Here is a 26,868-nt window from a genome sequence, read left to right on the forward strand (position 1 = left end):
TGTGCTTACTCCGTCACCGCGGCCGCTTCGGCCTCGGCGGTCTCGGCCGTCGCGCCGTGGCCGCGGCCCAGCAGGTCGGCGATCTTCTTGCCGCGACGCTGTGCCACCGACTTGGGCGAGGTCTGATCGCCGAGCGCCTCGAACGTCGCGCGGATCATGTTGTAGGGGTTGGACGTGCCGATCGACTTCGTCACGACGTCGGCGACGCCCAGCGATTCGAACACGGCGCGCATCGGGCCGCCCGCGATGATGCCGGTGCCCTGCGGCGCCGAGCGGACGTGGACGCGGCCCGCGCCGAAGTGGCCGTTGCCGTCGTGATGGAGGGTGCGGCCCTCCTTCAGCGGCACGCGCACCATCTTCTTCTTGGCCGACGCGGTCGCCTTCGAGATCGCCTCCGGCACCTCGCGCGCCTTGCCGTGGCCGAAGCCGACGCGGCCCTTGCCGTCGCCCACGACGACCAGCGCCGCGAAGCCGAAGCGCTTGCCGCCCTTCACCGTCTTCGACACGCGGTTGATGTGGACGAGCTTCTCGATCAGCTCCTCGCCGCCGTCGTCCTGCGGACCGCCACGACGATCGTCGCGACGGCCGCCGCGGCCACCGTCACGCCCGCCGCGATTGCCGCCGGGGCCACCGCGCCCGCGACCGCCACCGGGGCCGCCACGTCCGCCACCCGGACCGCGACCGCCGCCCTGATAACCGCCACCGAAGTTGCCGCCGGTGTTAGCGCCGGCATCACCGGCGGGAGCGTCAGTCGCGGCGACGTCGCCGGGCTGCTGCTGGGTATCGTTGTCAGCCATCACTTAGAACTCCAGTCCCGCTTCGCGCGCCGCCTCGGCCAGCGCCTTGACGCGGCCGTGGAACAGGAAGCCGCCGCGGTCGAACACCACCTGCGTCACGCCGGCGGCCTTCGCCGCCTCGGCCACGCGCTTGCCCACCTCGGACGCGGCGGCGACGTTGGACGTCGCCCCCTCGTGACCGGCCAGCGTTGATGCCGACGCGATCGTGCGACCGGCGGCATCGTCGATGACCTGGGCGTAGATGTGCTTGCCCGAGCGGTGCACGGACAGGCGCGGACGCGTCCCCGCGCGCGCGCGCAGCGCGGTGCGGTTGCGGCGGCGCCGCTTCTCGAAAAGCGAAAGGCCCTTGGTCACTTCTTCTTCCCTTCCTTACGGAAGATGAACTCGCCGTCGTACTTGATGCCCTTGCCCTTGTACGGCTCGGGCTTGCGCCAGCGGCGGATCTCGGCGGCCAGCTGGCCCACCTTCTGCTTGTCCGCGCCGCTGATCTCGACGGTGGTGGCGTCCGGCGTCTTCACCTCGATGCCTTCCGGCACGTCGATGTTGACGTCGTGGCTGTAGCCGAGCTGCAGCTTCAGGTTGCGGCCCTGCGCGGCGGCGCGGTAGCCGACGCCGGTGATGAGCAGCTTCTTCGAGAAGCCCTCGGTCACGCCGGTCACCAGGTTCTGCACCAGCGTGCGCTGCATTCCCCAGAACGCCTGCGCGCGCTTCGTGTCGTTCGCCGGCTTCACGCCGATCGAGTCCGACTGCACGTCCCAGCTGACCAGCTCCGACATCGGCATCGACAGGGTGCCCTTGGGCCCCTTCACCGACAGCTGGTTGCCATCCACGCTCGCGGTCACGCCGTTCGGCACGGCGACCGCCTTCTTGCCGATGCGGCTCATCAGAACACCTCCGCCAGCACTTCGCCACCGACGTTCTGCTCGCGCGCTTCCGCGTCGCTGAGCACGCCCTTGGGCGTCGAGACGATGGTGATGCCGAGGCCGTTCATCACGCGCGGCAGCTCCTGGCTGCCCGAGTAGATGCGACGGCCCGGCTTCGAGACGCGCGCGACGTGCTTGATCGCCGGCTGGCCCTCGAAATACTTCAGCTCGATGCGCACGCCCTTGGCGGGGCCCATTTCTTCCTCGGCGTAGCCGCGGATGTAGCCCTCGCGCTGGAGCACGTCGAGCACGCGGATGCGCAGCTTGGACGCCGGCGACAGCACGCTGTCCTTGCGGGCGCGCTGGCCATTGCGGATGCGGGTGAGCAGGTCGCCCACGGGATCGGTCACTGCCATGATCGTATCCTTACCAGCTCGACTTCGTGAGACCCGGGATCAGGCCCTTGTTGGCCAGATCGCGCAGCATCACGCGGGCGAGACGGAACTTGCGGTAGTAAGCGCGCGGACGGCCCGTGATCTCGCAGCGGTTGCGGATGCGGGTAGGGTTCGCGTTGCGCGGCAGCTCGGCCATCTTGAGGCGGGCGATCAGACGCTCGGTCTCGTCGAGCGACTGGTCGTTCGCCGTCGCCTTCAGCTTGGCATACTTGCCGGCATATTGCTTCACGAGCTTCTTACGCCGCTCGTTCTTGTTCACGGAACTCAGTTTCGCCATGGACTTAAGCTCTCTTTATCAGACCAGAAGGGCGGTCATGCCGCCTTCTTCTCTTCGGTCGCTTCGTCTTCGATCGGGAACGGGAAGCCGAACAGGCGGAGCAGCTCGCGCGCCTCCTCGTCGGTCTTCGCCGTCGTGGTCACGATCACGTCCATGCCGCGCACCTTGTCGATGCGGTCATAGTTGATCTCGGGGAACACGATCTGTTCCTTGATGCCGCAGGCGTAGTTGCCGCGGCCGTCGAAGCTCTTCGGGTTGAGCCCGCGGAAGTCGCGGACGCGGGGAAGCGCGATGGTGATGAAGCGGTCGAGGAACTCGTACATCCGCTCGCGGCGCAGCGTCACCTTCACGCCGATCGGCATGCCCTCGCGCAGCTTGAACTGCGCGATCGACTTCTTCGCCTTGGTGATGACGGGCTTCTGGCCGGCGATCAGCTCCATCTCGGACGCGGCCTGCTCGACGCGCTTCTTGTCCTGCGTCGCCTCGCCCACGCCCATGTTGAGCACGATCTTCTCGATCCGCGGGATCTCGAGCGCGTTCTTGTAGCCGAACTTCTCGCTCATCGCCTTGACGATGCGATCCTCGTAGATGCCCTTCATCCGGGGCTTGTAGGCATCAGCCATCGATCTTCTCCCCGGTCTTGACGGCGACGCGGACCTTCTTGCCGTCCTGGGTCTCGAAACGGACACGCGTGGGCTTGCCGTCGGCGGTCACGTGCGCGACCTTGCTGACGTGCAGCGGCGCCTCGATGCGCTCCAGCCCGCCCTGCGGGTTGGACTGGTCGGGCTTGCGGTGGCGGGTCGCGACGTTGACGCCGCCCACGATCACCTTGCCGTCCTTGGGCATCGCCTGCGTCACGGTGCCGGTCTTGCCCTTGTCCTTGCCGGACAGGACGATGACCTGGTCGCCCTTCTTGATCTTTGCCGCGGCCATCACAGCACCTCCGGAGCGAGCGAGATCACCTTCATGTGGCCCTTGCCGCGCAGCTCGCGGACGACGGGGCCGAAGATGCGGGTGCCGATCGGCTCCTCGTTCTTGTTCACGAGAACCGCGGCATTGCCGTCGAAGCGGATCACCGAACCGTCGGCGCGGCGGATGTCCTTCGCCGTGCGCACGATGACGGCGCGGTGCACGTCGCCCTTCTTCACGCGGCCGCGCGGCTGCGCTTCCTTGACGGAGACGACGATGATGTCGCCCACGCCCGCCGTACGGCGCTTCGAGCCGCCCAGCACCTTGATGCACTGCACGCGCTTCGCGCCGCTGTTGTCAGCGACGTCGAGGTTCGACTGCATCTGGATCATGTTGAACCAGTCCTTCTACCCTGGGGTGGATTCCGACCCAACCCCGCCTTCGTCATATCCGTTCGTCCCGAGGAGCCGCTGAGCGAAGTCGAAGCGGCGTCTCGAAGGACCAGTGGTTCGAGACCGGGCTTCGACAAGCTCAGCCCCTCCTCACCACGAACGGGGTTCGTTCAAGCCGTCGCCGGCTCGTCGATCTCGACCCGCGCCGGCGTCGCGTGGGTGTTCACCCGCTCGATCACCTTCCAGGTCTTCAGCTTGCTCATCGGCGCGGTCTCCTCGATCCGCACCGTCTCGCCCGCCTTGTACTCGTTCGCCTCGTCATGGGCGTGGTACTTCTTCGAGCGGCGGATGATCTTGCCGTAGAGCGGGTGCTTGACCTTGCGCTCCACGTTCACGACCACCGTCTTCTCGCCCTTGTCCGAGACGATCATCCCGGTCAGCACGCGCTTCGGCATGTCTCTCGTCCTCTTACTTCGACGCCGCGGCAGCGCGGGCTGCCTGGGCGGTCTTGATGCGGGCGATGTCCTTGCGGACCTCGCGCACGCGGCTTGGCTTCTCGAGCTGGTTGGTCGCGGCCTGGAAGCGCAGGTTGAACTGCTCGCGCTTCAGCTGGCCCAGGTTCTCCGACAGCTGGTCGTCGGTCTGCCCGGCGATGTCGGTCTTCACGTTCTTCGCCATCTCACTCGCCTCCCAGGTGCGACGTGTCGCCGAGGCGCGCCACGACCTTGGTCTTGATCGGCAGCTTCATCGCGGCGCGCTCGAACGCCTCCGCGGCCAGCTTGCCCTCCACGCCGTCGAGCTCGAACAGGATCCGGCCCGGCTTGACGCGGGCGGCCCAGAACTCCGGCGAACCCTTGCCCGAGCCCATGCGGACTTCGGCAGGCTTCGACGAGACCGGCACGTCCGGGAACACGCGGATCCACAGGCGCCCCTGGCGCTTGATGTGGCGCGTGATCGCGCGGCGCGCCGCCTCGATCTGGCGGGCGGTGATGCGGTCCGGCTCCATGGCCTTCAGGCCGTAGGAACCGAAGTTCAGCGCGGTACCGCCCTTGGCGTCGCCGTGGATGCGGCCCTTGAACGCCTTGCGGAACTTGGTGCGCTTCGGTTGCAGCATGTCCTGTCTTCCTTAGCGACGGTCGTCGCGCGCAGGGCGCACGCCGGAGGTCTGAGCCTCCATCATGAGGCGATCGGTGGCGAGCGGGTCGTGGCCCAGGATCTCGCCCTTGAACACCCACACCTTCACGCCGCAGACGCCATAGGCGGTGTGCGCCTCGGCCTCGGCATAGTCGATGTTGGCGCGCAGCGTGTGCAGCGGCACGCGGCCCTCGCGATAGCTCTCCGAGCGCGCGATCTCCGCGCCGCCCAGCCGGCCGCCGCAATACACCTTGATGCCGTCGGCGCCGAGGCGCATGGCCGACTGCACCGCGCGCTTCATGGCGCGGCGGAACGCGATGCGACGCTCCAGCTGGTCGGCGATACCCTGGGCGACGAGCTTCGCGTCGACCTCGGGCTTGCGGATCTCGACGATGTTCAGCGACACGTCGGACGAGGTCATCGAACCCAGCTTCTTGCGAAGCTTTTCGATGTCCGAGCCCTTCTTGCCGATGATGACGCCGGGGCGCGCGGCATAGACGGAGATGCGGCACAGCTTGGCCGGACGCTCGATCACCACCTTGGAGATCGCCGCCTGCGGCAGCGTCTTCACGATGTACTGGCGGATCTTCAGATCCTCCAGCAGCAGGCGGCCGTAATCCGCACCCTCGGCGAACCAGCGGCTGTCCCAGGTGCGGTTGATCTGCAGGCGCAGACCGATCGGGTTGCTCTTGTGACCCATTAGGCTTCTTCCTGCTCGCGCACGACGATCCGCAGCCGGCTGAACGGCTTCAGGATGCGGGTGGACTTGCCGCGGCCGCGCGTGGCGAACCGCTTCATGGTGATCGACTTGCCGACCGACGCCTCCGCGACGACGAGCGCGTCGACGTCGAGGTTGTGGTTGTTCTCCGCGTTGGCGATGGCCGAAGCCAGCACCTTGCGGGCGTCCACCGCCATCGCCTTCTTCGAGAAGGTGAGGATGTTCAGCGCGTCGCCGGCCTTGCGGCCGCGGATCAGGCCTGCGACCAGGTTCAGCTTCTGGGCCGAACCGCGGATCTGCGTGCCGACCGACAGCGCTTCCTTGTCGCCGACCTTGCGGGGGGATGCTGGCTTGCTCATCAGCGCTTGCCCTTCTTGTCCGCGGCGTGGCCGGGGAAGTAGCGCGTCGGCGCGAACTCACCCAGCTTCATGCCGACCATGTCCTCGTTCACCGATACCGGCACGAACTTGCGCCCGTTGTAGACGGTGAACGTCAGACCGACGAACTGCGGCAGGATGGTGGAGCGGCGCGACCAGGTCTTGATCGGCGCGCGGCCACCCGCGTCCTGCGCGGCCTCGGCCTTCTTCAGCAGGCTCAGTTCGACGAACGGGCCCTTCCAGACGGAGCGCGCCATTACTTCTTCCTCGCGTGACGGCTGCGGATAATCATCTTATCCGTGGACTTGTTGTGGCGGGTGCGCGCACCCTTGGTCGGCTTGCCCCAGGGGGTGACCGGGTGACGGCCGCCCGAGGTCCGGCCCTCGCCACCGCCGTGCGGGTGGTCGACCGGGTTCTTGGCGACGCCGCGGGTCAGCGGGCGCTTGCCCATCCAGCGGCTGCGGCCGGCCTTGCCCAGGTTCTGGTTCTGGTTGTCCGGGTTGGACACCGCCCCCACCGTGGCCATGCAGTCGGCGCGGATGTAGCGCTGCTCGCCCGAGTTCAGGCGGACCATCACCATGCCGCGGTCGCGACCGACGACCTGCACGTAGGTGCCGGCCGAGCGCGCGATCTGGCCACCCTTGCCCGGCTTCATCTCCACGTTGTGGACGATGGTGCCGACGGGGACCTGGCCGATCTCCATCGCGTTGCCCGGCTTCGTGTCGGTCTTCTTCGCCGCGATCACCTTGTCGCCGGGCGCGAGCCGCTGCGGCGCGATGATGTAGGCCTGCTCGCCGTCCGGATAGGTGACCAGCGCGATGAAGGCGGTGCGGTTGGGATCATACTCCAGCCGCTCCACGGTGCCCTCGACGTCCCACTTGCGCCGCTTGAAGTCGACGTAGCGGTACTTCTGCTTGTGGCCGCCCGCGATGCCGCGGCTGGTCACGTGGCCCTTGTTGTTGCGGCCGCCGGTCTTGTGCTTGCCCTCGGTCAGCGACTTGACGGGCTTGCCCTTCCACAGCGCCGACTTGTCGACGAGGATCAGGCCGCGCTGCGCCGGCGAGGTCGGATTGTAATGCTTGAGTGCCATCTTACTTGGCCCCCTCGGTCACGTCGATCGACTGCCCTTCGGCCAGCGTCACGATCGCCTTCTTCATGTCCGAACGGAAGTACGGCGCGCCCTTCCAGCGCTTCGTCTTGCCCTTCTGGACGATCGTGTTCACGCCCTTCACGGTCACGTCGAAGATGGCTTCGACCGCGGCCTTGATCTCGGGCTTGGAGGCGGTCTTCGCCACCTTGAACACGACGGCGTTCTGCTCGGACAGCAGGGTCGCCTTCTCGGTGATGTGCGGCGCGACGATCACGTCATAGTGACGGTTGTCGATCGCACCCTTCTGCGGCTTAGCCATTGAAGCGCGCCTCCAGCTTCTCGACGGCCGCGCGGGTCAGCACCAGCGTGTCGGCCTTGATGATGTCGTACACGTTCGCGCCGACGGCCGGCAGCAGCTCCACGCCCGGCAGGTTGCGGCCGGCGCGGAAGCCCTCGGCGGCCTCGCCGTCGATGACCAGCGTGCGCTTGCCGACGTTCAGCGTCGCGAAGTGACCCTTCAGGTCCTTGGTCTTCGCGACCTCGAACCCGTCCAGCACGATCAGCGAGCCGGCCTTGGCGTGGCTGCTGAGCGCCATCTTCAGACCCAGCGCGCGAACCTTCTTGTTCAGCGACGGATTGAAGTCGCGGACGCGGGCGCCGTGCGCCTTGCCGCCGCCGATGAAGACGGGGGCGCGCCGATCGCCGTGACGGGCGACGCCGCCGCCCTTCTGGCGACCCAGCTTCTTGCCCGACCGGGCGACGTCCGAACGCTCGCGGGTGCCGCGCGCGGTCGCGCGACGCTTCTCGAGCTGCCAGGTCACGACGCGGTGCAGGATGTCGGCGCGCGGATCGAGGCCGAAGACCTCGTCGTTGAGCTCGATGTCCTGACCGTCGGTGCCGGCGAAGGAGGAAACCTTGACCTTCACGTTCAGCCCTCCTGGCCGTCGGTCGCTTCCGGAGCGGCCGTCTCGGCCGGCGTATCCGCAGCGGTGTTGGTGTTCGCCGCGGCCTTCAGGCCGGCGGGATACGGGGTGTCGGCGTGCGCCTTCACCTTGACGGCGTCCTTCACGAACAGCCAGCCGCCCTTCGATCCGGGCACCGAGCCCTTCACGAAGATCAGGCCGCGCTCGACGTCGGTGCCGACGATCTCGAGGTTCTGCTGGGTGCGGTTCTTGTCGCCCATGTGGCCGGCCATCTTCTTGTTCTTGAAGACGCGACCCGGGTCCTGGCGGTTGCCGGTGGAGCCGTGCGAGCGGTGCGACACCGACACGCCGTGCGTGGCGCGCAGACCGCCGAAGTTCCAGCGCTTCATGGCGCCGGCGAAGCCCTTGCCCTGCGTGCGCCCCTGGATGTCGACGTACTGGCCGGCGACGAAGTGGTCGGCCGACAGCTCGGCGCCGACGTCGAGGAGATTGTCCTCCGTCACGCGGAACTCGTGGACGACCGCCTTGGGCTCGACCTCGGACTTGCCGAAGTGGCCGCGCTGCGGCTTGGCGACGTTCTTGGCCTTGGCGCTGCCGGCGCCAAGCTGGACGGCGGTGTAGCCGTCACGATCGGTTTCGCGACGGGAGACGACCTGAAGCCCGTCCAGCTGCAGGACGGTGACGGGCACGTGGCGGCCGTCGTCCTGGAACAGGCGGGTCATCCCCAACTTCTTCGCGATCACGCCGGTACGCATGATCTGGTGCTCCTTACAGAGGCACCCCGGGGACCATCCCGCGGGGTGCGTGTCCGGACCCGAAAATGCGAAGCGTGCCCCCGTCCGGGCCGGTTTGCCTCCGTGAAGGAAGCGACGGGAGACGCTGTCCCGGCGACCGAGGCCGCCGGCGGTATCTCTGCTTGTCAGGTTCCCCGCCTGGCGGGGGCCTCACCGCCCTTCCCCACCGAGGGAAGGACCCGCCCGCGGGACTCAGCGTCAACCGCGGGAAGGCGAGCCATTAGGCGAGCTTGATCTCGACGTCAACACCGGCCGCGAGGTCCAGCTTCATCAGCGCGTCGACCGTCTGCGGCGTCGGCTGCACGATGTCGAGCATGCGCTTGTAGGTGCGCACCTCGAACTGCTCGCGCGACTTCTTGTCGATGTGCGGGCCGCGGTTGACCGTGAACTTCTCGATGCGGGTCGGCAGCGGGATCGGGCCGCGGATCAGTGCGCCGGTGCGACGGGCGGTGTCGGCGATGTCGCCGGTCGCCTGGTCGAGCACGCGATGGTCGAACGCCTTCAGGCGAATGCGGATGTTGGTGTCCATGTTACCCTACCGATGCTGTCCACGCCCCCGGCCGTCACCCCGCCCGCTTGAAGAGCGGGGGCTCGTGCCGCAGGCGGATGCCGGCGGGATGAGATCCCCCACCAGCGGGGGACGACGGAGAAAGAGCGAAGGTCTCTAGATCTCGAAGTGGCGCCGCTTAGCGGTGCCCTCATTAAAAGGCAACCGCCCGCCGCACCTTTTCGGTGCGACGGGCGGAACCTTTCGCGACGAACCGCTCGCGCGGCCGCGGCTTACTTGGCGATCGAGCTCACCACGCCGGCGCCGACGGTGCGGCCGCCCTCGCGGATGGTGAAGCGCTGGCCGACGTCCATCGCGATCGGCGCGATCAGCTTGATGCCCAGGGCGACGTTGTCGCCCGGCATCACCATCTCGGTGCCCTCGGGCAGCTCGACGGTGCCGGTCACGTCCGTGGTGCGGAAGTAGAACTGCGGACGATAGTTTGCGAAGAACGGCGTGTGGCGGCCGCCCTCGTCCTTCGACAGCACGTACACCTCCGACGAGAAGTCGGTGTGCGGCTTGATCGAGCCCGGCTTGCACAGCACCTGGCCGCGCTCCACCTCGTCACGGGCGACGCCGCGGATCAGCGCACCGACGTTGTCGCCGGCCTGGCCCTGGTCGAGCAGCTTGCGGAACATCTCGACGCCGGTGACGGTGGTCTTGCGGACCTCCGGGTGGATGCCGACGATCTCGACTTCCTCACCGACCTTGATGATGCCGGTCTCGACGCGGCCGGTCACCACGGTGCCGCGACCCGAGATCGAGAACACGTCCTCGATCGGCATCATAAACGGCTTGTCCAGCGGACGCTCCGGCTGCGGGATGTACTCGTCGACCGACTTCATCAGCTCGAGCACCGCGTCCTGGCCCAGCTTCTGGTCCGAACCCGACAGCGCGGCCGTGGCCGAACCCTTGATGATCGGAATGTCGTCGCCCGGGAAGTCGTACGAGCTCAGCAGCTCGCGCACTTCCAGCTCGACGAGCTCCAGGATCTCCTCGTCGTCGACGAGGTCGACCTTGTTCATGAACACCACCATCGCGGGCACGCCGACCTGGCGCGCCAGCAGGATGTGCTCGCGGGTCTGCGGCATCGGGCCGTCGGTGGCCGACACGACCAGGATCGCGCCGTCCATCTGCGCGGCGCCGGTGATCATGTTCTTCACGTAGTCGGCGTGGCCGGGGCAATCGACGTGCGCGTAGTGGCGGTTCGTCGTCTCGTACTCGACGTGCGCGGTCGAGATGGTGATGCCGCGCTCGCGCTCTTCCGGCGCCTTGTCGATGTTCGCGAAGTCGACCGCGACGCCGCCCGACGTCTCGGCCAGCACCTTCGTGATCGCCGCGGTCAGCGAGGTCTTGCCATGGTCGACGTGACCGATGGTGCCGATGTTCAGGTGCGGCTTCGTCCGCTCGAATTTCGCCTTCGCCATGTTTCTTCCTCTACAGCGCGCCGCCTGGAAGCCGGCGGGCCGCGTGATCTCGAATCGACTATGAAAAGGGGTCGCCCCCTAAGCGCAAGAAGCCGGGCGTCGCCGCCCAGCCCCTACGAGGCCGCGCACATAGCGAGCCACGGCGGGGTGCGCAAGACGGTTGAGCGCCATCCAGATGTCGGCACACGGGAACGCGCGTCAGGCGAGGAGGAACCCGGTCTCGACGCTCAGGCCCGGGATGGCGATGGATATCAGGTCGCTCCCGAACGCCACCTCGCTCTTCACGCCGTACCCTTCGGCACCGGGCTGCGCGTGGATCACCATCCGTGCGGCATCCAGATCGACCACCCAATATTCCGGAATGCCCGCGGCGGCATACAGAGCGGCCTTGCGACCGAGATCGACGGCGAGGATGGAACTGGCGACCTCCACCGCAAGAAGGACCGTGTCGCCCGGCATGAAGCGGGAGCCCTTGTAGCTCGAAACGACGATATCCGGTTCTGGCACGCTGTCGTCTGCGACGACCACCGATACTGCGATGATGGTGATCAGGTCGGGACGCAGCGTCTTGAGGTGCGATCGTATCTGAAAGCCAAGCTCCGTCTTCGCGACGCCGTGACGGGTGGTTTGCGGACTCATGGTGTAGATGTCCCCGTCGATCAGCTCGGCCTTGCGCACGTCCTGGAGCGCGCCGCCTTCGTGCAGGACCTCGAAGTCGGATGCGCGCAGGCGGTGTCCCTGATGCGCCTCGGCAAGAAGGGCGGGAGCGTTCATGGCGCCAGGATAACGCGCGACAACGCGGGACGGAAGCGGACGCGAAAAGGCCCGCCCCCGGCGTGGGGACGGGCCTTTCGGTTCTCGCGGGCCGACGCGGGAGCAAGTCCCGCTTCGCCGAAGCAGTGGCATGCGCCCGAGCCCGGCCGGCCCTGCGGCCTCTCGGGGCCAAGCAGACTTGGCCTCGTGCGCCTCAGGCCAGCTTCGCCTTCACCTCGTCGGCGACGTTCTGCGGCACCTCGTCATAGTGCGAGAACTGCATCGAGTAGCTCGCGCGGCCCTGCGTGAACGAGCGCAGCGAGTTGACGTAGCCGAACATGTTCGCGAGCGGCACCATCGCGGTCACCGCCTGCGCGTTGCCGCGCGTGTCGGTGCCCTGGATCTGCCCGCGACGGCTGTTCATGTCGCCGATCACGTCGCCGAGGTAATCCTCCGGCGTCACGACCTCGACCTTCATCACCGGCTCCAGCAGCGTGATGCCGGCCTTCTGCGCGGCCTCCCGCATCGCGCCGCGCGCGGTGATCTCGAACGCCAGCGCCGACGAGTCGACGTCGTGGTACGCGCCGTCGTACAGCGTGATCTCGAAGTCGATGATCGGGAAGCCGACCAGCGAGCCGGTCGCCGCGGTCTCGCGGAAGCCCTTCTCGATCGCGGGGATATATTCCTTGGGAATGTTACCGCCCTTGATCTCGTCCTTGAAGATGATGCCCTCGCCGCGCTCGCCCGGCACCAGCTTCACCTTCACCCGGCCGAACTGGCCGGTGCCGCCCGACTGCTTCTTGTGCGTATAGTCGACGTCGACCGCCTTCTTCAGATACTCGCGATACGCCACCTGCGGCGCGCCGACGTTCGCCTCGACCTTGAACTCGCGCTTCATGCGGTCGACCAGGATCTCGAGATGGAGCTCGCCCATCCCCTTGATGATGGTCTGCCCGGACTCGTGATCCGTCGACACGCGGAACGAGGGGTCCTCGGCGGCCAGGCGGTTGAGCGCGATACCCATCTTCTCCTGGTCGGCCTTGGTCTTCGGCTCCACCGACAGCTCGATGACCGGCTCCGGAAACTCCATGCGCTCCAGGATGATCGGGTGCGCCGGGTCGCACAGAGTGTCGCCCGTGGTGGTCTCCTTCAGGCCCGCGATCGCGACGATGTCGCCCGCGCGTGCCTCGTCGATGTCCTCACGCGAGTTCGCGTGCATGAGGAGCATGCGGCCGATCTTCTCCTTCTTGTCCTTCACGGAATTCAGGTAGCCGCCCTTGACCAGGACGCCCGAGTAGATGCGCGCGAAGGTGAGCGAGCCGACGAAGGGATCGTTCATGATCTTGAACGCCAGCGCCGAGAACGGCGCCTCGTCCGAGGACGGACGCTCGTCCGGCGTCTCGCCGTCCAGCTTCACGCCCTTGATCGCCGGCACGTCGAGCGGCGACGGCAGGAAGTCCACCACCGCGTCCAGCAGCGGCTGCACGCCCTTGTTCTTGAACGCCGAGCCGCAGACGACCGGCACGAACGCCATGTTCAGCGTGCCCTTGCGGATCAGCGCCTTCAGCGTCTTCGTGTCGGGCTCGTTGCCCTCCAGATACGCCTCCATCGCGTCGTCGTCCTGCTCGACGGCGAGTTCGATCAGGTCGTTGCGGTACTTGGCCGCCTTCTCGACCATGTCGTCGGGAATGGGCTGGTACTCGAACTTCGCGCCCAGGCTCTCTTCCAGCCAGATGATCGCGCGGTTCTCGACCAGGTCGACCAGACCCTTGAAGCCGCCCTCGATGCCGATCGGCAGGTACAGCACCGCCGGCTTCGCGCCCAGGCGGTCGATGATCGACTGCACGCAGAAGTAGAAGTCGGCGCCGGTGCGGTCGAGCTTGTTGACGAAGCACATGCGCGGCACGCCGTACTTGTCGGCCTGGCGCCACACCGTCTCCGACTGCGGCTCCACACCCGCAACGCCGTCGAAGCACGCGACTGCGCCGTCGAGCACGCGCAGCGACCGCTCGACCTCGATCGTGAAGTCGACGTGGCCGGGCGTGTCGATGATGTTGATGAGGTGCTCGGGGCCCTTGCCCTCCTCGGCCTTCCACTTGCAGGTGGTGGCAGCCGACGTGATCGTGATACCGCGCTCCTGCTCCTGCTCCATCCAGTCCATCGTCGCGGTGCCCTCGTGCACCTCGCCGATCTTGTAGGACTTGCCGGTGTAGTAGAGGATGCGCTCCGTCGTCGTCGTCTTGCCGGCGTCGATGTGCGCCATGATGCCGATGTTGCGATACAGTTCGAGCGGATGGCTGCGGGCCATGGTCGGGCTTCCTTAGCGATGTGGGGAGCGCAGCGTTATCGGCCGGCTCCCCACGATATAGGTCAGTTTTGCGACGCTTCCAAGACGGACCGCGCCGGCATCGCGGTTACCAGCGATAGTGGCTGAACGCGCGGTTCGCCTCCGCCATGCGGTGCGTGTCCTCGCGCTTCTTCACCGCGTTGCCGCGGTTGTTCGACGCGTCGAGCAGCTCGCCCGACAGGCGCGACGACATGGTGTTCTCGCTGCGGCTGCGCGCCGCCGAGATCAGCCAGCGGATCGCCAGCGCCTGCGCGCGCTCCGGACGGACCTCGACCGGCACCTGGTAGGTCGCACCGCCGACGCGGCGGCTGCGGACCTCGATGCCCGGCTTGATGTTGTTCAGCGCATCGTGGAACACGCCGATCGGCTCGCGCTTGGCACGGGTCTCGACGGTCTCCAGCGCGGAATAGACGATGCCTTCCGCGACCGACTTCTTGCCGTCCAGCATCACGCTGTTCATGAACTTCGACAGGACCACGTCACCATAGACGGGGTCGGGCAGGATTTCCCGCTTCTCGGGACGACGACGACGAGCCATCTGGACTTCCTTGCTTCTTCAGCTGTTCCGGAACCCGTCCGGGGCTTACTTTTGATTCTGGACCCCGGCCTGCGCCGGGGCGATCGGCCGGCGGCCGATCACTTCGGACGCTTGGCGCCGTACTTCGAGCGGGACTGACGGCGGTCCTTTACGCCCTGCGTGTCGAGCACGCCGCGCAGCACATGGTAGCGCACGCCCGGAAGGTCGCGCACGCGGCCGCCGCGGATCAGCACCACCGAGTGCTCCTGCAGGTTGTGGCCCTCGCCCGGGATGTAGCTGATGACCTCGCGCTGGTTGGTCAGGCGGACCTTGGCCACCTTGCGCAACGCCGAGTTCGGCTTCTTCGGCGTGGTCGTGTAGACACGGGTGCAGACGCCGCGCTTCTGCGGGTTCTGCTCCATCGCAGGGACCTTGGACTTGGCCTTCTGCAATTCGCGGCCCTTGCGGACCAGCTGGTTGATCGTCGGCATTGAAGCCTTCACCTTTCAAAGGGTTACTTTGCTGGAGCCTAACAAGCCAAGGAATACGAAAAGGACCGTGCGGACGCCCGTTTCCGGTCGCCGGCGGCCCTGATGCATCCAGCAATGTTCAAGCGTGCCCGACGGAGTCGCCTCCTCCGAACGGGCGGCGCTATACCGCCGCGCCGCGGCGTGGTCAATCGGCCGCTACTTCAGCGGGTCGTGGCCCCAGTTCATCAGCGAGTAGCGCCAGTCGCTGTGCTCCTTGTCCGTCGCCGGGCCGCCCTGCTTCAGGTGGCGGTGAACGTAGCCGACCACCTTGCGCATGTGCGCGTAATCGTCGTCGGTGAGGTCCGCCTTCTTCGTCCGCTTCAGCTCGACGATCCGGCGGCCCGACTTGTGCCCGACGCTCTCCCCGGCGCCCTGCCCGTCCTCGCCCTTCCAGCCGACGCGCTTGCTGTCGTCGGTGTCGAGCCACTTGTCCAGCTCCGCGGGGGCCATGTTGACGGCGTCGGCGAAATCCTTCGCGGTCCGGTCGTGATCCTCTGCCATGCGTGCTGAACGAGCCGGCGCCCGCGCGGTTCAATCCACCCGCTCGCCGCCCTTCACCACCGCCACCGGGCGCTCCAGCACGGTGACGTCGGCCAGCGGATTCCCCCTCACCGCCACCATGTCGCCGAACCGGCCGGTCGCGATCGCGCCCACGTCCTTCTCCCGTCCCAGCGCCTGTGCGGCATTCCACGTCGCGCTGCGGATCGCCTCCGCCGGCGTCAGGCCGAACCGGACCATGACGGCGAACTGCCGGGCATTGTCGCCATGCGGGTAGACGCCCGCGTCGGTCGAGTAGATCATGCGCGCGCCCGCCCGCGCCGCCTTGCGGAAATTCTCGCGCTGGAGCGTGCCGACCGCGCGTTCCTTCGCGATGTTCTCCGGCAGGACGCCGTTCTTCTCGCCTTCCGCCAGCGTGTAGTCGGTGTTGTAGACGTCGAAGCCGAGCCAGGTACCGCGCTCCTTCGCCAGCCGGATGCCCTCGTCGTCGATGAAGCTGACGTGCTCGATCGTGTCGATGCCGGCGCGGATCGCGGCCCTGATCCCCTCGGCCCCGTGCGCGTGCGCCGCCGTCTTCAGCTTCCAGAAGTGCGCCTCCTCCGCCACCGCCCGCAGCTCGTCCTCGCGCAGCTGCTGGACGCCGGGTTCGGTGTTGCGGCTAAACACGCCGCCGGTCGCGCACACCTTGATGACCTCCGCCCCGTACTTGCGCTGCTCGCGCACGCGCTTCCTCAGTTCGTCGGGCGTGTCGCCCACGGCGGGCGACACCGCCTTGAACGACGGGGGCAGATAGGTCTGGTCGCAATGGCCGCCGCTGGCGCCGAGCGCATGGGCCGCGGGCACGATGCGCGGTCCCTGCACCCAGCCGCCGTCGATCGCCTGCTTGATGCCGACATCCCCGTAGCCGTCCGAACCGACGTTGCGGACGGTGGTGAAGCCGGCGCGAAGCGTGCGCTCCGCGTTGCCGACGCCCTGCGCGATCCAGAAGCTGTCGGTGAACTGCAGGCTGCTGTAGCCGCCGTAGCGGGCATTGCTGGTCAGATGGACGTGCATGTCGATCAACCCGGGAACGAGCGTGACGTCGCCCAGGTCGATCCGCTCCGCATCCGCCGGGGTCGCCGCGGGCGCATCGCCGCGGGTGGCAATGGCGGCGATGCGGCCATCGGTGACGACGACGACCGGATTGGCGAGCAGCGCGCCCTTCTCCACGTCGAGCATCCGCGCGGCGGTGACGACGCTGGTCTTCGCCGCGGCGGGCACGGCCGCGCAGGCGGCGGACGCGAGGATGACGGCGCGCAGTCTCATATGGCATTCCCCCTTCGACAGCGGCGATCCTTCACCAGATGCGCCGGGGAGAAAAGCGATGAATCCAGGCCAGCTGCCAATGGAGGGCGGGTGCCGCTGCGGCGCGGTCCGCTTCCGCGTGGACGCGGCGCCGCTGCTGACGATGGCGTGCCATTGCACGGGGTGCCAGCGGATGACGGCGAGCGCCTTCTCGCTCTCCGTCGCGGTGCCGACCGCCGCGTTCGACGTGACGGCGGGCGAGACCGTGATCGGCGGCCTGCACGGCGCGCAATTGCACCATCACCATTGCGACCGCTGCAAGAGCTGGCTGTTCACGCGGATCGACCCCGATCCCGGTTTCGTCAACGTGCGCGCGACGATGCTGGACGACGCGTGCTGGTACGTGCCGTTCGTCGAGACCTTCACCAGCGAGGCGCTGCCCTGGGCCAGCACGCCCGCCCGCCACTCCTACGCCGGCTTTCCGCCGATGGAGCAATTTCCTGCGCTGCTCGCCGAGTACGCAGGATCGACTAGCGCCTGACCGATAGGACGTGCGGGCGCACGCCCACCGCGTCGTGCATCCGCGCGGGCGCGTCGAGGAAGAAGGGCGCCAGCTTGTCCGCCCCTTCCCGCTCGACCCCCAGCGCGAACGCGGTGGCGGTCACGCCCGCCTCGCCGTCGGTCACGTAGCGGGCGCCGAGCGCGGCGACGGGGACGAACATCGCGCGATCGGCGACGGTCATCACGTTGATGTCGGCGCGCGGCAGCGTGGCGATGGCGGCCATCGCGCGCTCCTCCCCCGGCGCGAGCGAGAAAGGCGCGGCGATGGCGCGGGCGGCCGCGTCGGTGGCCACCGCCTCCAGCTCCGCTTCCTGGTCGGCGCGCGCGCTGAGCAGCCGCAGGACGACGCGCACGTCCTCCGCCGCCGCCTCTCCCTCGTTGCGGACGATCACCTCGGCGTCAAGCGTGGCGGTGAGCAGGTTCATCCCCGCCCGGCGCGGGCGCAGCTCCAGCGCGATCCAGGCGCGCGGCGGGGCGGCGGGTGACGGGGCGGCGGGTGACGGGGCGGCGGGTGACGGGGCGGAGCTCGCGACCGGTGCGCGCGGTGCCGCCGGCCTCGACGCCTCCACCTGCTCCGTCACGACGGGGACGGGGTGGGGGTCGGGATCGGCGGCGCGCCGTCGCCGCCGCGCCGCCAGCGCCACCAGCACCAGCGCGATCAGCAGCCCGCCGACCGTCGGCAACATCCACGGCGACCCGCGTTCCGGCGGAATCGGCAGCGCGGTGGCGGGCCGCCCCCCGGCGAGCGTTGACGGCGCCGGCGCGAGTGCGGCGACGGTGGCAGGCGTCGTCAGCGTCGGTGCGGGGGCGGCCGCACCGGGTGACGGCGGCGATTCGGGCGTTGCTGACGGCGTGGGCGTGGGCGTCGGCGTCGGCGTCGGGCGCTCCCGCGGCGTCGCGGCGGCAAGCGGCGCGGGAGCCGCGCGCGTCGGTGTCAGCGCCGGCGTCGGCGTGGGTGTCGGCAGCGTGATCGCGATCGGCGGGGGAACCGCGCTCGCCGCGGGAGGCAGCGCGACGGCGGGTGTCGGCGATGGCGTGGGCGAGACGGTCGCCACCGGCACGTCCTGCGTCGGAGCGGGGGTGGCGAGTGCGGCGGCGAGCAGGAGCGGAAGTCGCGAGGGCATGGCGCGTTGCGCTACCCCCGCGAGCGTGAACGTCAACTGTCCCGTCCTATCGCGCCCCTGACGCGGACGCCGCCACCGCCGCCTGATCCACCGGCACGATGGGCAGTTCGACCGCGCTGGCGCTCGCCCCGCCTCGCTCGATCGTCACCGTGGCGGCCTTGTAGTCCTGCGGACGGGCGAGGAAGATGTTCGGCACGTACGTCTGCGGATTGCGATCGTAGAGCGGGAAAAGGCTGGACTGCACCTGCACCATGATGCGGTGCCCCGGCTGGAACACGTGGTTCACCGTGGGCAGGCGGAAGCGATAGCGCTGCACCCTGCCAGCCGGGATCGCGCTCGGCTTCGCGAAGCTGTCGCGATACCGGCCGCGGAAGATGTCGAGGCTGATCGGCAGTTGATAGCCGCCCATCTTCGGGTCGGTCGCGTTCGCCGCCGGATAGACGTCGATGATCTTCACGACGAAGTCGCCGTCCGTCCCGGTCGTGCGCGCGAACAGGTTCGCGAAGGGCGCGCCGGACACGCGAACCGCCTGCGTCAGCGGCGCGGTCTGATAGGTGAGCACGTCGGGGCGGCCATCGGCGTGGCGCTGGTCGCTGACCAGCCAGTCGCCCCAGCGACCGTCGTCGAAGTTCACCGGCCGCGGCAGATGCGGCACCGGCTTGGCGGGATCGGACACGTAGCGGTCCCCGCCCTGCCCGCCCCGCGCGAAACCGAGCGCGCCGTCCGCCTGGAGGAAGAGGGGCGTCAGCGGCGCGGCGCATCCCGCCTCGCACGCCAGCGGCCATTGCGACAGACGGTCCCACCGGTTCTCGCCCGTGTTGTAGATCGCGGCGACCGGCAGGTTCGCCGCCGGGCTGCCGGGCTTCAGATACTGGTCGAACAGCGGCAGCACCATGTCGTCGCGGAATTGCGCGGCGGTGTCGCCGTTCCACTGGAAGGGGCCAAGCGAGCGCCCCTCGCGATTCACCTGGCTGTGTCGCCACGGCCCCATCACGAGGAAGTTGTTGCCGGTCTTGCCCTTGGCCTTCAGCGCCTCCCACGCGGTGATCGCGCCGTACATGTCCTCCTGATCCCACAGCCCCTGTTCCCAGATCGTCGGCACGTCCGAGGGGTTGGCGGCGAGCAGCTTGTCCAGTGCCTGCCCCTGCCAATAGGCGTCGTAGGCCGGGTGGCTGACGAACCGCTTCCAGAACGGCAGCTGGTCATAGCCCGACTTCTTCGCCCAATCGCCGGCCGAGCCGGTGCGGAAATTGTCGTAATCGTCCCAGCCGCCAGACGGCGGCGCCTTGCCCGCGCCCTTGTAGCCGGTCTGCGACCCGATCCAGCCGATGTTGGCCAGGCGGAAGGCGCCGTAATGGTACCAGTCGTCGCCCATCCAGCCGTCGATCATCGGACTTTCCGGCGCGGCGACCTTCAGCGCCGGGTGCGGCTTCAGCAGCGCCATGACCACGGTGAAGCCCTCGTACGACGAGCCGATCATGCCGACGCGGCCGTTGCTTTCCGGCAGGTTGGCCTTGTTCACCAGCCAGTCGATCGTGTCCCAGGCGTCCGTGGTGTGATCGACGGCGGTGGGGTTGAGCGGACCGATCGGCGGTCGCGTGACGACATAGTCGCCCTCCGACCCGTACTTGCCGCGCACGTCCTGGTAGACGCGGATGTAGCCGCCCTTCACGAACCCCTCGTCGGCGAGCGGCAGCGCATTCAGCATCGACGGGCTGTCGCTGCGATTGGCGCGGCCGGCGGCGTTGTAGGGCGTGCGCGTCAGCACGATGGGCGCGTCCTTCACGCCCTTGGGCACGACGATGACGGTGTACAGCTTCGTGCCGTCGCGCATCGGCACCATGACGACGCGCTTGTCGTAATCGTAGCCGACCTTCGGCGGGGAGAAGGCGGCGGGGATGTCGCCCGCCGGCGCGGGTGCCTGCTGCTGCGCGGCAAGCGGCGCGGCAACGGCCGCCGCGGCAAGAAGAAGATACGCCTTCACATCGATTCTCCTAGCGTAGCGCCACGGCGAGGCGGGCGCCGATCATGTCGAGCCCCGGGTTCTGCGCGCCGAAGATCTGCGCGTGGCTGAGGTGTGTCCACGTCAGTTCCGCGGTGACGCGCGGCGCGACGGCGGTGCCGATGCCCAGTTCGGGCTCGAACAGCACGCGGCTGCCCAGGTCGGTGTAGATGTTCGTCCGCCGGTCCAGCCGGGTCGACGGGCCGTCGTGCACCGCAATGCCGATGCCCGGCCGCAGGAACCAGCCGCCCACCGGCACCTTCAGCGCGACGCCCGCCGCGACGAAGCTGGTGTCACCGGCGGTGTTGAGCGATCCGAAGGCGTAGGGCTGCAACGCCGCCCCGCCGATCCGCGCGACGGGCGCGAGCCGGACGCCCGCCTGCACGTCGACCCCGCGCTCGCCGGTATCGAAGGTGAGCGGCGTGTCGACGCCGTGGGCGAGGATGCCGCCGAACACCTCCTGCGCGTGCGCCGCGGGGGCGGCGAGCAGGAGGAACGGCGCGACGATGCGGATCATCGCCCCAGCCTAGCCGAAGCCAGGTGCCGGGCAAGGGGTTAGAAGGCGGGATCGATCCCGGCGCGCGCGTGCCGGTCCGCGACGAAGTGCAGCGAACCGGGCGCGCGGCGCGCCGCGCCGCTCAGATCCGCTCGGGCTGGCGGTAGAGTTGCGCCTCCACGTCGTCTCGCATCAGGTTGCGGTCGAGCGCGATCGGCTCCGGCGCGCCGCCGCCGGTCGCGCCGCCGACGAGGAACGAGGCCGAGGTGCGGCCCTCGCTGCCGTCGGGCAGGCGGTAGCGGGCGTCGGCGACGATCACGGGGCGGAACGCGCCGGTGCCCAGCGCGGCGCGGTTCATCGCCAGGGTGGCGTCCACCCGCGTCCCCTCCCCCGCGGCGATCGTCATCGGCGACACGGCCGCGTCCTCGCGCGGGTCGATCAGCAGGCGCTCCATCTCCGTGGCGTCGTCGGCGGAGAGCATGAAGGTGGCGATGCGCACGTCCTCCGCCGCGACCGGGCCGGCGTTGCCCACGGTCAGTTCGATCTCGACCAGCGCCTCGTCGACGTTGGTGCCCGCGCGCACCGGACGCATCGCGAACTCCAGCCACGGGCGATCTCCCGGCGATTCGGCCGCGGTGAGCGCGGCGACGTCGTCGCTGTCGGCGGGGGCGACGCTCGCCTCCTCCGCCGCCACCGGGACGACCGGCGCGTCGGGCACGGGATCGTGCCGCGGCGTCACCAGCGGCGCGGCGGCCATCGCCGCGGGGGCGGCGCGCACCGGGCCAGGCTCGACCGCCGCCGGGCCGGCGGCGCCGTACTCGGCGGGCGCGGGCTCGCCCCATTGATCCTCCGCCTCGTCGGCCTTGCGGCGGCGCAGGAAAAAGAAGGCGCCGGCGGCGACGATCAGCGCGGCGATGACGGCGAGCGGCCACACCGGCGCGCCGCCTTCCTGCGCCGGCTGCGCAACGGCCGGTGCCGAAGCCGGCCGGGCCGGCTCTGCGGCGGTGGGGGAAGTCTCCCCCGGGGCTGCGGGCGCCGCGGCCGTTAACGAAGGTGTGGCGGAAGCCGTGGGCTGCGGCCGTGCGGCCGGCGCCTCGGTGCGGGCGGCGGCGCGGACCGCCGGTGCGGCGGCCGCCTCGCGGGGCGGGGCGGCACGGCGGCTCGCGCGGCGCTCGGCGGCGCGCTCCTCATCCTCGGCCGCAGCCTGTGCGGCGGCTTCCGGATTGATCGGCGTCGCGCTGTCACCGGAAGCGGGGCTCGACGGCGTCGCGGTCTGCGGCGCGGCGGTGGACGCGACGGGCGGCGGCGTGACCGGCACGACCTGCCCGGCGGCGGGCCCGGGTGTCGGCGGGACCTGCTGCGCCAGCGCGGGGGCGGACATCGTGACGGCGGCCGAGATCATCAGCGCCGCGCGCACGGATCGGTTCCTCTCCATCTCTATCTCTCCCATCGTTTGCACGGATCAACCCGCTGCGAAACGGATCGGTTCCGGAACGGACGCTTCCGGCATGTCGGCCGGCGTTGACATGGTGCGGGCACGTCCCTATTTCCCGATCACTTCCACAGCACCGGGACATGGGGCGCCGTCGCGCAGCGCCCCGCACGTATGGTGCCGCGGAAACAGGACGCCGAAGGCTGCCGTCGCCTGCCCCGACATCGGGACAGGCAGACGAGCGGCCTTTTTCCGTTCTGTCACGAAGCGCTCGTGATTTCCTGCTGAGAGGCAAACAGGCACCATGGCAACCAAGGCGATCGACGCGGGCTCCGCGCGGACGGACAAGGCGGGCACGCGCAAGCGGCGCATCCGCAAGGTGTTCGGCAACATCCACGAAGTGGTGCAGATGCCGAACCTGATCGAGGTCCAGCGCGAGAGCTACGAGCAGTTCCTGCGGTCCGACCCGTCGATCGGCTACGTCTCGGGCCTGGAGAAGACGCTGCGCAGCGTGTTCCCGATCCGCGACTTCGCCGGCACCGCCGAGCTGGACTTCGTCAACTACGAGCTGGAGCCGCCGAAGTTCGACGTCGAGGAATGCCGCCAGCGCGGCATCACCTACGCCGCGCCGATGCGCGTCACGCTCCGCCTGATCGTGTTCGAGGTGGATCCCGATACGGAAACCCGCTCCGTGCTCGATATCAAGGAGCAGGACGTCTACATGGGCGACATGCCGCTGATGACGGAGAACGGCACGTTCTTCATCAACGGCACCGAGCGCGTGATCGTCAGCCAGATGCACCGTTCGCCGGGCGTCCTGTTCGACCATGACCGCGGCAAGACGCACGCGTCGGGCAAGTACCTGTTCGCCGCGCGCGTGATCCCCTATCGCGGCAGCTGGCTGGACTTCGAGTTTGACGCCAAGGACATCGTCAACGTCCGCATCGACCGCAAGCGCAAGCTGCCGGTGACGGCGCTGCTGTACGCGCTGGGCCTCAACTCGGAAGAGATCCTCAACCACTTCTACAACCGCGTCACCTTCGTGCGCGGCGCCAATGATGTGGAGGGGGGCGGCTGGCAGATCCCGTTCGCGGCGGAGAACTGGCGCGGCGTGAAGCCGACGTTCGACCTGATCGACGCGAGCTCGGGCGAGGTCGTGTTCGCCGCGGGGCAGAAGATCACCCCGCGCGCCGCCAACAAGGCGGGCAAGGACGGGCTGGCGACGCTGCTGATCCCGACCGAGGAGATCTACGGCCGCTATTCCGCCTACGACCTCATCAACGAGACGACGGGCGAGATCTACGTCGAGGCGGGCGACGAGATCGGTCCGGACAATCTGGAGAAGCTGGACAAGGCCGGGATCGACCGGATCGAGCTGCTCGACATCGACCACGTGTCGACCGGCGCGTGGATCCGCAACACGCTGAAGGCGGACAAGGCCGAGGAGCGCGAGCAGGCGCTCTCCGACATCTATCGCGTGATGCGCCCCGGCGAGCCGCCGACGCTGGAGACGGCCGAAGCGCTGTTCGCCGGCCTGTTCTTCGATCCGGACCGCTACGACCTGTCGGCGGTGGGCCGCGTGAAGCTGAACATGCGCCTCGACCTCGACGCCGAGGACACGGTGACGACGCTGCGCACCGAGGACATCCTGGCGGTCGTGAAGACCCTGGTCGACCTGAAGGACGGCAAGGGCGAGATCGACGACATCGACAACCTGGGCAACCGCCGCGTGCGGTCGGTGGGCGAGCTGCTGGAGAACCAGTATCGCGTCGGCCTGCTGCGCATGGAGCGCGCGGTGAAGGAGCGCATGTCGTCGGTGGACGTGTCCACGGTGATGCCGAACGACCTCATCAACGCGAAGCCCGCGGTCGCCGCGGTGCGCGAGTTCTTCGGTTCGTCGCAGCTGTCGCAGTTCATGGACCAGACCAACCCGCTGTCCGAAGTGACGCACAAACGCCGCGTCTCGGCGCTCGGGCCGGGCGGGCTTACCCGCGAGCGCGCGGGCTTCGAAGTGCGCGACGTGCACCCGACGCACTATGGCCGCATCTGCCCGATCGAGACGCCGGAAGGCCCGAACATCGGCCTCATCAACTCGCTGTCGACCTTCGCCCGCGTCAACAAGTACGGCTTCATCGAGACGCCGTACCGGCGCGTGGTGGACGGCAAGGTGACCGACGAGGTCGTCTACCTGTCGGCGATGGAGGAGCAGAAGCACACCGTCGCGCAGGCGTCCGCGGAGACGGACGAGGACGGCCGCTTCACCGAAGAGCTGGTCTCCGCCCGACAGGCGGGCGAGTTCCTGATGGCGCTGCCCGAAACGATCACGCTGATGGACGTGTCGCCCAAGCAGCTCGTGTCCGTCGCGGCCTCGCTGATCCCGTTCCTGGAGAACGACGACGCGAACCGCGCGTTGATGGGATCGAACATGCAGCGCCAGGCGGTGCCGCTGGTGAAGGCCGAGGCGCCGTTCGTCGGCACCGGCATGGAGGAGACCGTGGCGCGCGATTCCGGCGCCGCGATCGCCGCCCGCCGCGCGGGCGTGGTCGACCAGGTCGACGCGAGCCGCATCGTGATCCGCGCCACCGGCGAGCTGGATAGCAGCAAGTCGGGCGTCGACATCTACACGCTGATGAAGTTCCAGCGCTCCAACCAGTCGACCTGCATCAATCAGCGCCCGCTGGTGAAGGTGGGCGACGTGGTGAAGGCCGGCGACGTGCTGGCCGACGGCCCGTCCACCGAGTTCGGCGAGCTGGCGCTCGGCCGCAACGCGCTCGTCGCGTTCATGCCCTGGAACGGCTACAACTACGAGGATTCGATCCTCATCTCCGAGCGGATCGTGAAGGACGACGTGTTCACGTCGATCCACATCGACGAGTTCGAGGTGATGGCCCGCGACACGAAGCTGGGGCCGGAGGACATCACGCGCGACATCCCCAACGTCGGCGAGGAGGCGCTGCGCAACCTCGACGAGGCGGGCATCGTCTACATCGGCGCAGAGGTGGAGCCGGGCGACATCCTGGTGGGCAAGATCACGCCGAAGGGCGAGAGCCCCATGACGCCGGAGGAGAAGCTGCTTCGCGCCATCTTCGGCGAGAAGGCGTCCGACGTGCGCGACACGTCGCTGCGCCTGCCGCCGGGCGTTGCGGGCACGATCGTCGACGTGCGCGTCTTCAACCGCCACGGCATCGACAAGGACGAGCGCGCGATGGCGATCGAGCGCGAGGAGATCGAGCGCCTGAAGAAGGACGCCGACGACGAGCGCACGATCCTGAACCGCGCCACCTGGTCCCGCCTGCGCGAGATGCTGCTCGACCAGGTCGCCACGGCTGCGCCCAAGGGCGTGAAGAAGGGCGTGACCATCGACATGGACGTGCTGGACAGCGTCGACCGCCACGAATGGTGGAAGTTCGCGGTGCAGGACGACGCCCGCCAGAGCGATCTGGAGGCGGTGAAGGCGCAGTACGACGAGGCGGCCAAGCGGATCACGGACAAGTTCCACGATCGCCGCGAGAAGCTGGAGCGCGGCGACGAGCTGCCGCCGGGCGTGCTGAAGATGGTGAAGGTCTTCGTCGCGGTGAAGCGCAAGCTGCAGCCGGGCGACAAGATGGCCGGCCGTCACGGCAACAAGGGCGTCATCAGCCGCATCCTGCCGCAGGAAGACATGCCCTTCCTCGCGGACGGGACGCCGGTCGATCTGGTGCTGAACCCGCTGGGCGTGCCGAGCCGCATGAACGTCGGGCAGATCTTCGAGACCCACCTGGGCTGGGCCGCGCGCGGCCTGGGTCAGCAGATCGCGGAGGCGCTGGACGACTGGCGCGAGGCCAATCCCGATGCTAAGCCGGGCGCGATGCCCGACGCGGTGAAGGACCGGCTGAAGTCCGTCTACGGCGAGCACTACCTCGAGGATATCGAGGCGCGCGACGGCGAGCAGATCGTGGAGCTGGCGCAGAACCTGCGTGCGGGCGTGCCCATGGGCACCCCGGTGTTCGACGGCGCGGTGGAGGCGGACGTCTCGGCCATGCTGGAGCTGGCGGGCCTCGACCCGTCAGGCCAGTCGGACCTGTTCGACGGGCGCACCGGCGAGAAGTTCGACCGCAAGGTGACCGTCGGCATCATCTACATGCTGAAGCTGCACCATCTGGTGGACGACAAGATCCACGCGCGCTCGATCGGGCCGTACAGCCTCGTCACCCAGCAGCCGCTGGGCGGCAAGGCGCAGTTCGGCGGCCAGCGCTTCGGCGAGATGGAGGTGTGGGCGCTCCAGGCGTACGGCGCCGCCTATACGCTGCAGGAGATGCTGACGGTGAAGTCCGACGACGTGGTCGGCCGCACCAAGGTCTACGAGGCGATCGTCAAGGGCGACGACACGTTTGAGGCCGGCATCCCGGAGAGCTTCAACGTGCTGGTGAAGGAGATGCGCTCGCTCGGCCTCAACGTGGACCTGAAGTCCATGGAGGAAGCCGACGGCGACGACGGCATCGCCATCGCGGCGGAGTAAGGAGCAACCGCCTTCCCTTTCCCGGCGGGAGAGGGAGGGAGCGGCCGCAGGCCGCGGAAGGGTGAGGGCGAGCTAGGCGCGCCTGTCACCCTCACCTTCCCACCCGGCTGCGCCGGGCGGGCC

General features: G+C 68.7%; 32 protein-coding genes. 2 read left to right on the plus strand and 30 right to left on the minus strand.

Annotation, left to right across the window (positions count from 1 at the left end):
- Window positions 1-5: 5 nt before the first annotated feature.
- From rpsE to HBH26_RS02160, 26 genes are all read right to left on the minus strand, one after another.
- The gene (gene rpsE / locus HBH26_RS02035) at window positions 6-797 is read right to left on the minus strand and encodes a 30S ribosomal protein S5 (RefSeq protein ID WP_239024503.1); all 792 of its coding nucleotides are present in this window, start codon (window positions 795-797) and stop codon (window positions 6-8) included.
- A gap of 3 nt (window positions 798-800) precedes the next feature.
- On the minus strand, window positions 801-1,151 hold the full coding sequence (gene rplR, locus HBH26_RS02040) for a 50S ribosomal protein L18 (RefSeq protein WP_168132900.1): 351 nt from the start codon (window positions 1,149-1,151) through the stop codon (window positions 801-803).
- Window positions 1,148-1,681, minus strand: a complete 534-nt coding sequence (gene rplF, locus HBH26_RS02045; RefSeq protein ID WP_168132901.1) for a 50S ribosomal protein L6 — start codon at window positions 1,679-1,681, stop codon at window positions 1,148-1,150. The genes rplR and rplF overlap by 4 nt, the downstream gene beginning before the upstream one ends.
- Window positions 1,681-2,076 carry a 30S ribosomal protein S8 gene (gene rpsH / locus HBH26_RS02050; protein WP_168132902.1) on the minus strand — a complete coding sequence of 132 codons (396 nt, stop codon included), beginning with the start codon at window positions 2,074-2,076 and terminating at the stop codon, window positions 1,681-1,683. Before rpsH ends, rplF begins: the two co-directional genes overlap by 1 nt.
- Window positions 2,077-2,086: 10 nt before the next feature.
- Window positions 2,087-2,392 (minus strand): 30S ribosomal protein S14, encoded by a 306-nt coding sequence (gene rpsN, locus HBH26_RS02055; protein ID WP_168132903.1) that lies wholly within the window; start codon window positions 2,390-2,392, stop codon window positions 2,087-2,089.
- A gap of 35 nt (window positions 2,393-2,427) precedes the next feature.
- Window positions 2,428-3,015 (minus strand): 50S ribosomal protein L5, encoded by a 588-nt coding sequence (rplE, locus tag HBH26_RS02060; RefSeq protein ID WP_168132904.1) that lies wholly within the window; start codon window positions 3,013-3,015, stop codon window positions 2,428-2,430.
- A complete protein-coding gene (gene rplX / locus HBH26_RS02065) occupies window positions 3,008-3,325 on the minus strand; it encodes a 50S ribosomal protein L24 (RefSeq protein ID WP_168132905.1) in 318 nt (105 codons plus the stop codon). Before rplX ends, rplE begins: the two co-directional genes overlap by 8 nt.
- A complete protein-coding gene (gene rplN / locus HBH26_RS02070) occupies window positions 3,325-3,693 on the minus strand; it encodes a 50S ribosomal protein L14 (RefSeq protein ID WP_114687598.1) in 369 nt (122 codons plus the stop codon). Before rplN ends, rplX begins: the two co-directional genes overlap by 1 nt.
- Before the next feature lie 170 nt (window positions 3,694-3,863).
- Window positions 3,864-4,148: a 30S ribosomal protein S17 gene (gene rpsQ, locus HBH26_RS02075; RefSeq protein WP_168132906.1), complete on the minus strand. Its 285-nt coding sequence runs from the start codon at window positions 4,146-4,148 to the stop codon at window positions 3,864-3,866.
- Window positions 4,149-4,161: 13 nt separating this feature from the next.
- Window positions 4,162-4,371, minus strand: coding sequence for a 50S ribosomal protein L29 (gene rpmC / locus HBH26_RS02080; protein WP_168132907.1), 210 nt, complete (start codon window positions 4,369-4,371; stop codon window positions 4,162-4,164).
- A 1-nt stretch (window position 4,372) separates the two neighbouring features.
- On the minus strand, window positions 4,373-4,807 hold the full coding sequence (gene rplP / locus HBH26_RS02085) for a 50S ribosomal protein L16 (RefSeq protein ID WP_168132908.1): 435 nt from the start codon (window positions 4,805-4,807) through the stop codon (window positions 4,373-4,375).
- 12 nt (window positions 4,808-4,819) lie between these two features.
- The gene (gene rpsC, locus HBH26_RS02090; protein WP_168132909.1) at window positions 4,820-5,527 is read right to left on the minus strand and encodes a 30S ribosomal protein S3; all 708 of its coding nucleotides are present in this window, start codon (window positions 5,525-5,527) and stop codon (window positions 4,820-4,822) included.
- Window positions 5,527-5,904 carry a 50S ribosomal protein L22 gene (rplV, locus tag HBH26_RS02095; protein WP_168132910.1) on the minus strand — a complete coding sequence of 126 codons (378 nt, stop codon included), beginning with the start codon at window positions 5,902-5,904 and terminating at the stop codon, window positions 5,527-5,529. The genes rpsC and rplV overlap by 1 nt, the downstream gene beginning before the upstream one ends.
- Complete coding sequence (gene rpsS / locus HBH26_RS02100) at window positions 5,904-6,179, minus strand: 30S ribosomal protein S19 (protein WP_168132911.1); 276 nt, start codon at window positions 6,177-6,179, stop codon at window positions 5,904-5,906. Before rpsS ends, rplV begins: the two co-directional genes overlap by 1 nt.
- Window positions 6,179-7,012: a 50S ribosomal protein L2 gene (gene rplB, locus HBH26_RS02105; protein ID WP_168132912.1), complete on the minus strand. Its 834-nt coding sequence runs from the start codon at window positions 7,010-7,012 to the stop codon at window positions 6,179-6,181. Before rplB ends, rpsS begins: the two co-directional genes overlap by 1 nt.
- A gap of 1 nt (window position 7,013) precedes the next feature.
- Window positions 7,014-7,331 carry a 50S ribosomal protein L23 gene (locus tag HBH26_RS02110; protein WP_168132913.1) on the minus strand — a complete coding sequence of 106 codons (318 nt, stop codon included), beginning with the start codon at window positions 7,329-7,331 and terminating at the stop codon, window positions 7,014-7,016.
- Window positions 7,324-7,938 carry a 50S ribosomal protein L4 gene (rplD, locus tag HBH26_RS02115; protein WP_168132914.1) on the minus strand — a complete coding sequence of 205 codons (615 nt, stop codon included), beginning with the start codon at window positions 7,936-7,938 and terminating at the stop codon, window positions 7,324-7,326. Before rplD ends, HBH26_RS02110 begins: the two co-directional genes overlap by 8 nt.
- Before the next feature lie 2 nt (window positions 7,939-7,940).
- The gene (gene rplC / locus HBH26_RS02120; RefSeq protein ID WP_168132915.1) at window positions 7,941-8,690 is read right to left on the minus strand and encodes a 50S ribosomal protein L3; all 750 of its coding nucleotides are present in this window, start codon (window positions 8,688-8,690) and stop codon (window positions 7,941-7,943) included.
- Window positions 8,691-8,949: 259 nt separating this feature from the next.
- Window positions 8,950-9,258 (minus strand): 30S ribosomal protein S10, encoded by a 309-nt coding sequence (gene rpsJ, locus HBH26_RS02125; protein WP_055983317.1) that lies wholly within the window; start codon window positions 9,256-9,258, stop codon window positions 8,950-8,952.
- A 251-nt stretch (window positions 9,259-9,509) separates the two neighbouring features.
- Complete coding sequence (gene tuf / locus HBH26_RS02130) at window positions 9,510-10,703, minus strand: elongation factor Tu (protein ID WP_168132916.1); 1,194 nt, start codon at window positions 10,701-10,703, stop codon at window positions 9,510-9,512.
- A 198-nt stretch (window positions 10,704-10,901) separates the two neighbouring features.
- Window positions 10,902-11,477 carry a Uma2 family endonuclease gene (locus HBH26_RS02135; RefSeq protein ID WP_168132917.1) on the minus strand — a complete coding sequence of 192 codons (576 nt, stop codon included), beginning with the start codon at window positions 11,475-11,477 and terminating at the stop codon, window positions 10,902-10,904.
- 193 nt (window positions 11,478-11,670) lie between these two features.
- Window positions 11,671-13,764 carry an elongation factor G gene (gene fusA, locus HBH26_RS02140; RefSeq protein WP_168132918.1) on the minus strand — a complete coding sequence of 698 codons (2,094 nt, stop codon included), beginning with the start codon at window positions 13,762-13,764 and terminating at the stop codon, window positions 11,671-11,673.
- 106 nt (window positions 13,765-13,870) lie between these two features.
- On the minus strand, window positions 13,871-14,341 hold the full coding sequence (rpsG, locus tag HBH26_RS02145; protein WP_168132919.1) for a 30S ribosomal protein S7: 471 nt from the start codon (window positions 14,339-14,341) through the stop codon (window positions 13,871-13,873).
- 98 nt (window positions 14,342-14,439) lie between these two features.
- Window positions 14,440-14,811, minus strand: a complete 372-nt coding sequence (gene rpsL / locus HBH26_RS02150; protein ID WP_168132920.1) for a 30S ribosomal protein S12 — start codon at window positions 14,809-14,811, stop codon at window positions 14,440-14,442.
- Window positions 14,812-15,006: 195 nt separating this feature from the next.
- Window positions 15,007-15,351 (minus strand): DUF3140 domain-containing protein, encoded by a 345-nt coding sequence (locus tag HBH26_RS02155; protein ID WP_168132921.1) that lies wholly within the window; start codon window positions 15,349-15,351, stop codon window positions 15,007-15,009.
- A 30-nt stretch (window positions 15,352-15,381) separates the two neighbouring features.
- Window positions 15,382-16,653 carry a Xaa-Pro dipeptidase gene (locus tag HBH26_RS02160; RefSeq protein ID WP_168132922.1) on the minus strand — a complete coding sequence of 424 codons (1,272 nt, stop codon included), beginning with the start codon at window positions 16,651-16,653 and terminating at the stop codon, window positions 15,382-15,384.
- A 58-nt stretch (window positions 16,654-16,711) separates the two neighbouring features.
- Between HBH26_RS02160 and HBH26_RS02165 the strand changes: the two genes are divergently transcribed.
- A complete protein-coding gene (locus HBH26_RS02165) occupies window positions 16,712-17,173 on the plus strand; it encodes a GFA family protein (protein WP_168132923.1) in 462 nt (153 codons plus the stop codon).
- Here HBH26_RS02165 and HBH26_RS20965 read toward each other — a convergent pair.
- The 4 genes from HBH26_RS20965 to HBH26_RS02185 form a co-directional block, all read right to left on the minus strand.
- Window positions 17,163-18,317 carry a hypothetical protein gene (locus tag HBH26_RS20965; protein ID WP_168132924.1) on the minus strand — a complete coding sequence of 385 codons (1,155 nt, stop codon included), beginning with the start codon at window positions 18,315-18,317 and terminating at the stop codon, window positions 17,163-17,165. The two genes, HBH26_RS02165 and HBH26_RS20965, sit on opposite strands and share 11 nt — an antisense overlap.
- 46 nt (window positions 18,318-18,363) lie before the next feature.
- The gene (locus HBH26_RS02175) at window positions 18,364-20,307 is read right to left on the minus strand and encodes a CocE/NonD family hydrolase (protein ID WP_168133067.1); all 1,944 of its coding nucleotides are present in this window, start codon (window positions 20,305-20,307) and stop codon (window positions 18,364-18,366) included.
- Between the two features lie 4 nt (window positions 20,308-20,311).
- Window positions 20,312-20,836 (minus strand): acyloxyacyl hydrolase, encoded by a 525-nt coding sequence (locus HBH26_RS02180; protein ID WP_168132925.1) that lies wholly within the window; start codon window positions 20,834-20,836, stop codon window positions 20,312-20,314.
- A gap of 121 nt (window positions 20,837-20,957) precedes the next feature.
- Window positions 20,958-22,232: a hypothetical protein gene (locus tag HBH26_RS02185; protein ID WP_168132926.1), complete on the minus strand. Its 1,275-nt coding sequence runs from the start codon at window positions 22,230-22,232 to the stop codon at window positions 20,958-20,960.
- 319 nt (window positions 22,233-22,551) lie between these two features.
- Here HBH26_RS02185 and rpoB point away from each other — a divergent pair, with 319 nt between their 5' ends.
- Complete coding sequence (gene rpoB / locus HBH26_RS02190) at window positions 22,552-26,745, plus strand: DNA-directed RNA polymerase subunit beta (protein WP_168132927.1); 4,194 nt, start codon at window positions 22,552-22,554, stop codon at window positions 26,743-26,745.
- Window positions 26,746-26,868 lie beyond the last annotated feature (123 nt).

Source organism: Sphingomonas corticis, from assembly GCF_012035195.1.
Taxonomy (GTDB): Bacteria; Pseudomonadota; Alphaproteobacteria; order Sphingomonadales; family Sphingomonadaceae; genus Sphingomonas; species Sphingomonas corticis.